Genomic DNA, 4276 nt, shown 5'->3' with positions numbered 1-4276 from the left:
GGCCCGGGCGGCGGCGGTGACCGGCGCGGCGGCCTCGTAGAACTCGTCGCGCGGCGACTCCATGGCGCCCAGCGAGACGACCTCGCGCTTGAGGAAGACGCCGAGCGTCCAGTCCATGAAGACCCGGATCTTGCGGTTCCAGGTCGGCACGGCGAGGCCGTGGTAGCCGCGGTGCATGTACCAGGCGAGGCGGCCCTTGAACTTGAGGGACCGGCCGAGCACGTTGATCATCGCGACGCCCTTGTGCAGGCCGAGGCCGGCGACGGCGCCCTTGTTCTTGTGCCGGTACTGGCGCTGCGGAAAGGCGCGCAGCTCCGCCACGACGTTGTCGCCGAGGAGCTTGGCCTGCCGCAGGGCGTGCTGGGCGTTCGGCGGGCACCAGGCGTTCTCGGCGCCCGCGGCGCGGGCGGCGAGGTCGGGGATCTGGGCGTTGTCGCCGGCGGCCCAGATGTAGTCGGTGCCCTGGACCTGGAGGGTGGCGGCGGTGTCGACGTGGCCCTTGGGGCCGAGCGGCAGGCCGTACTCCTTCAGCACCGGGTGCGGCTTGACGCCGGCGGTCCACACGATGGTGTGGGAGTCGACCTCCAGGCCGTTCTTGAGCACGACGTGGCCGTCGACGCACGACTCCAGGGAGGTGTCGAGGTAGACCTCGATGCCGCGCTGCTGGAGGTGCTTCAGACCCCACTTGCCGAGGGCCGGGCCGACCTCGGGGAGGATCTTGTCGGCGGCGTCGACGAGGACGAAGCGCATGTCCTCGCGCTTGATCGAGGGGTAGTACTTGGCGGCGTCGCGCGCCAGGTCCTCGATCTCGCCGATGGTCTCGGCGCCGGCGAAGCCGCCGCCGACGAAGACGAAGGTGAGGGCCTTGCGCCGGGTGTCGGGGTCGTTGGTGGACTCCGCCTTGTCGAGCTGCTCCAGCACGTGGTTGCGCAGCCCGATCGCCTCCTCGACGCCCTTCATGCCGATGCCGTTCTCGGCGAGGCCGGGGATCGGGAAGGTGCGCGAGACGGCGCCGAGCGCGACGATGAGGTAGTCGAACGGCACCTCGTAGGGGCCGCCGACGATGGGCGCGACGACCGCGACCTTGCGGTCCTGGTCGATGGAGGTGACCCGGCCGGTGAGCACCTCGGCGCCGGGAAGGACCTGGCGCAGCGGCACCACGACGTGCCGGGGGGAGATGCTGCCGGCGGCCGCCTCGGGGAGGAAGGGCTGGTACGTCATGTACGAGCGCGGGTCGACGACGGTGACCGACGCCTCCCCGTACCGCATCTTCTTCAGGATGCGGCGCGCCGCGTAAAGGCCGACGTAACCGCCGCCTACTACGAGGATCCTGGGACGCTCCGTAGTGCTCATGATTCGAGTATCCCCCCGGTACGGGAGGGGTGCTCGTGAGGGGGTTCACAAGCTCCACCCCCGGTGGTGCTACACTGCGCCGCCGCACCTTTTGCGCTCGCCACGGGCCGCCGGGCGATTTCCGCCGCCAGGCCGCTGAGCTGCGATTTCGCGGTCGCGACGCACAGATGTCACTCTGACGCAAAGCGCCTGTCACACCCCGCGCGGCGGCGCGGAGTCCAGGATCCGAGCCAGAGGCCCGAATCCGCCCCGGAACCATGTGAATAACTTCACGAACTTGGTTCGTCCGGCACGAGCCGGCTCGTGAAACCGGCATCGCGCAGCCGCCGGTACGCTGCGGCCACGTCGCCCGGAACGGTCTGTTCGACCATGAACCCCTGCCGCGGGTAGACCAAGAGCCGCTGCTGCGCCCCGACCAGCATGTCGAGCACCAGGCGCGCGTCCCCGATGGAGTCGACGTACGCGGTCAGGGTCATGGGGGTGGACGCGCTGAGCCACTCGACTCCGGGCCACAGCTTGCGTGCGGTCGCGCAGGCCCGCCGCTCCTCGTACGGCTTGCTGATCAGCAGGACGGACGACACCGGAACGTCCCGCTCTTCGAGCAGGGCACGGGAGAAGCGGATGTTCTCCCCCGTGTTCCGGGCCCGCGGCTCGACGAGGATCGCACCAGCGGGCACCCCCCGTTCCCTCGCCCGCTCGCGGTAGTGCTCGGCCTCCCCACGCGGCATGCGGTCGCGTGTGGTGCGGCTGGTCGCCCCGGTGAAGACGATCAGCGGCATCATGCCCCGGTGGTAGAGATCGGCGGCGGTGTCCGCGACGCCGAGGTCGTGGCTGCCCAGCCCGATCGCAACAGAACACGGCCGCGGCTCATGGCCCATCTGCTGGAAGTCCCAGAGCCGCTGCGCGTCGGCCCATACCTGCGCGGAGATCACTTGTTCCCGCCCTCCGCGTTCGCCGAGTCGGGGACCTTGAAGTCATAGGTCCATGCGAAGCGCGTCGCGGCGTGAACGCCGATCGCGAACTCCACCACGGTGCCGTCAGCCGTGCAGGTCGTCCGATGCAGCTCCACCACCCACTCGCCCGGAGCGAGCCGGAGAAGTTGAGCTTCGTCCGCCGTGGGGATGCGCGCGAACAGCGTCTCCTGCATGTGGTCGATCTCGTACCCGGCGTCATACAGGACGCGGAAGCCCCCGCCCCGACCGGCGGGCCCCGGCGCCGGATCGACGAGGCGGGTCCCTTCGACGTGCTCGGGACGGTAGAAGCTGGTCAGCGTGTGTGTGGGCTGGGAGCCTTCCTTGACCACCCGCGCACGCTTGTAGACCTCCGCGCCTTCCGACAGGCCGTGCGCCTGAGCAGAAACCGTCGACGTACGGGGTCACCGAATACCCGAACTTCGGGGCGCTGCTCGACGGTGAGGGCCCGGAGAACGTCAATCCGACTTCCTCGCGCGAGTAGCAGCTCGCGAACATCCGGAGCATCTACGGTCCCGAAAAAGAAGCTCTCGGCGCCCTCGCCATCGGTATCGAGCTCATCGGGACGTGAGCACCGCGAGCCCGCACGACGGGTAGGCCGGACATGTGTTACAGCAGGTCAGAGCCCTTCGTCGGCTGCGGCGCAGCGATACGCGAGGCCGTCCAGGATGTCGTGTTCGCTGACGACCACCTCCGGGGCGCCCGTGCGTTCCATCACCGCCAGCAGGACCAGTGCTCCCGCGGCGATCACGTCGACGCGGCCCGGGTGCATGACCGGGATCGCGGCGCGTTGTTCGTGGGTCGCCTTGAGGAGGGAGTCGGTGATGTCGCGGATGCGGGCCACCGGGATGCGGGTGTGGTGCAGGGCCGCCGTGTCGTAGGCGGGGAGGTCCAGGGCGATGCCCGCGACCGTGGTGACCGAGCCGGCCAGGCCGACCAGGGTGGTCGTGTCGCGGAGCGGGACCGCGGCTTCCGCCGTGTCCAGGGCCGCGGCGATGTCGGCCTTCGCCGCCGCGATCTGCTCCGGGGTCGGGGGGTCGGCGAAGTGGTGGCGTTCGGTGAGGCGGACGCAGCCGATGTCCACGGACCTGGCGGCCTCGACCTCGTCCGTGCCCGCGACGAACTCCGTCGAGCCGCCGCCGATGTCGACCACCAGGTACGGGCCCGGCAGCCGGCCGGACAGTTCCTTCGTGGCGCCCGTGAAGGACAGCGCGGCCTCCTCGTCGCCGGTGATGACCTCCGGGCGGACGCCGAGGATCTCCTCCACGCCGCGGACGAAATCCGCGCGGTTCTCGGCGTCGCGGGAGGCCGACGTGGCGACGAAGCGGGTGCGGACCGCGCCCAGGCGCTCGATGATCGCCGCGTACCGGCGGCAGGCCGCGAAGGTGCGCTCCAGTGCCTCGGGCGCCAGCCGGCCCGTACGGTCCACGCCCTGGCCGAGCCGGACGATCTCCATCCGGCGGTCCAGGTCCTTCAGTTCGCCGGTGGCCGCGTCGACGTCCGCGACCAGCAGGCGGATGGAGTTCGTACCGCAGTCCACTGCTGCCACCCGGGTCATTCCGCGGCCTCCCCAGCCGTCACGCACGGTCCCTTCGCCCACCACTCCGGCAGCATCGCCAGCGCCTCGTCCCCCAGCGGGTTCACCCCGGGGCCCGCCGCCAGCGCGTGCGCGACCAGCACGTGCAGGCACTTGACCCGGTCGGGCATTCCGCCCGCGCTCGGGAAGCCGGGCAGTTCGGCGATCGCGTCGCGGCGGGCGACGTAGTCCTCGTGGGCCGCGCGGTACGCCGCCGCCAGCTCCGGGTCCGCCGCCAGCCGGGCCGTCATCTCCTTCATCACGCCGTTCGCCTCCAGCGTGCCGATCGCGGAGTTCGCCCGCGGGCACGTCAGGTAGTACAGGGTCGGGAACGGCGTGCCGTCGGGCAGCCGCGGGGACGTCTCGACGACGTCCG

At 70.9% G+C, this 4276-nt stretch carries 4 protein-coding genes and 2 pseudogenes; 1 reads left to right on the top strand and 5 read right to left on the bottom strand.

All coding sequences use genetic code 11. The features are described 5' to 3' along the window. The 3 genes and pseudogenes from H5J30_RS19620 to H5J30_RS19610 all read right to left on the bottom strand — a co-directional run. Positions 1-1353, bottom strand: a 1353-nt coding sequence (locus H5J30_RS19620; RefSeq protein WP_181788718.1) for an NAD(P)/FAD-dependent oxidoreductase, incomplete at its 3' end; no start/stop codon positions are given. Between the two features lie 269 nt (positions 1354-1622). Further along, positions 1623-2285 carry a YdcF family protein gene (locus H5J30_RS19615; RefSeq protein ID WP_181788717.1) on the bottom strand — a complete coding sequence of 221 codons (663 nt, stop codon included), beginning with the start codon at positions 2283-2285 and terminating at the stop codon, positions 1623-1625. Beyond that, positions 2282-2707, bottom strand: a pseudogene (locus H5J30_RS19610) (UTRA domain-containing protein); the annotation flags it as partial. The pseudogene H5J30_RS19610 and the gene H5J30_RS19615, both read right to left, overlap by 4 nt. A 20-nt stretch (positions 2708-2727) precedes the next feature. Between H5J30_RS19610 and H5J30_RS36825 the strand changes: the two are divergent. Beyond that, positions 2728-2895, top strand: a pseudogene (locus H5J30_RS36825) (ASCH domain-containing protein); the annotation flags it as partial. A 48-nt stretch (positions 2896-2943) separates the two neighbouring features. Here H5J30_RS36825 and H5J30_RS19605 read toward each other — a convergent pair. Both H5J30_RS19605 and H5J30_RS19600 read right to left on the bottom strand, forming a co-directional pair. Next, the gene (locus H5J30_RS19605; RefSeq protein WP_181788716.1) at positions 2944-3882 is read right to left on the bottom strand and encodes a Ppx/GppA phosphatase family protein; all 939 of its coding nucleotides are present in this window, start codon (positions 3880-3882) and stop codon (positions 2944-2946) included. After that, on the bottom strand, positions 3879-4276 hold a 398-nt coding region (locus tag H5J30_RS19600), incomplete at its 5' end, for a DUF501 domain-containing protein (protein ID WP_181788715.1). The genes H5J30_RS19600 and H5J30_RS19605, both read right to left, overlap by 4 nt.

This window comes from Streptomyces phytophilus (genome assembly GCF_013870535.1).
Classification (GTDB): Bacteria; Actinomycetota; Actinomycetes; order Streptomycetales; family Streptomycetaceae; genus Streptomyces; species Streptomyces phytophilus.
This window is presented reverse-complemented; position numbering and strand designations above follow the sequence as displayed.

Excerpts from the sequence above, each read along its gene's own strand:
- H5J30_RS19605 (WP_181788716.1), bottom strand. The coding sequence starts at position 3,882 with ATGACCCGGGTGGCAGCAGTGGACTGCGGTACGAACTCCATCCGCCTG.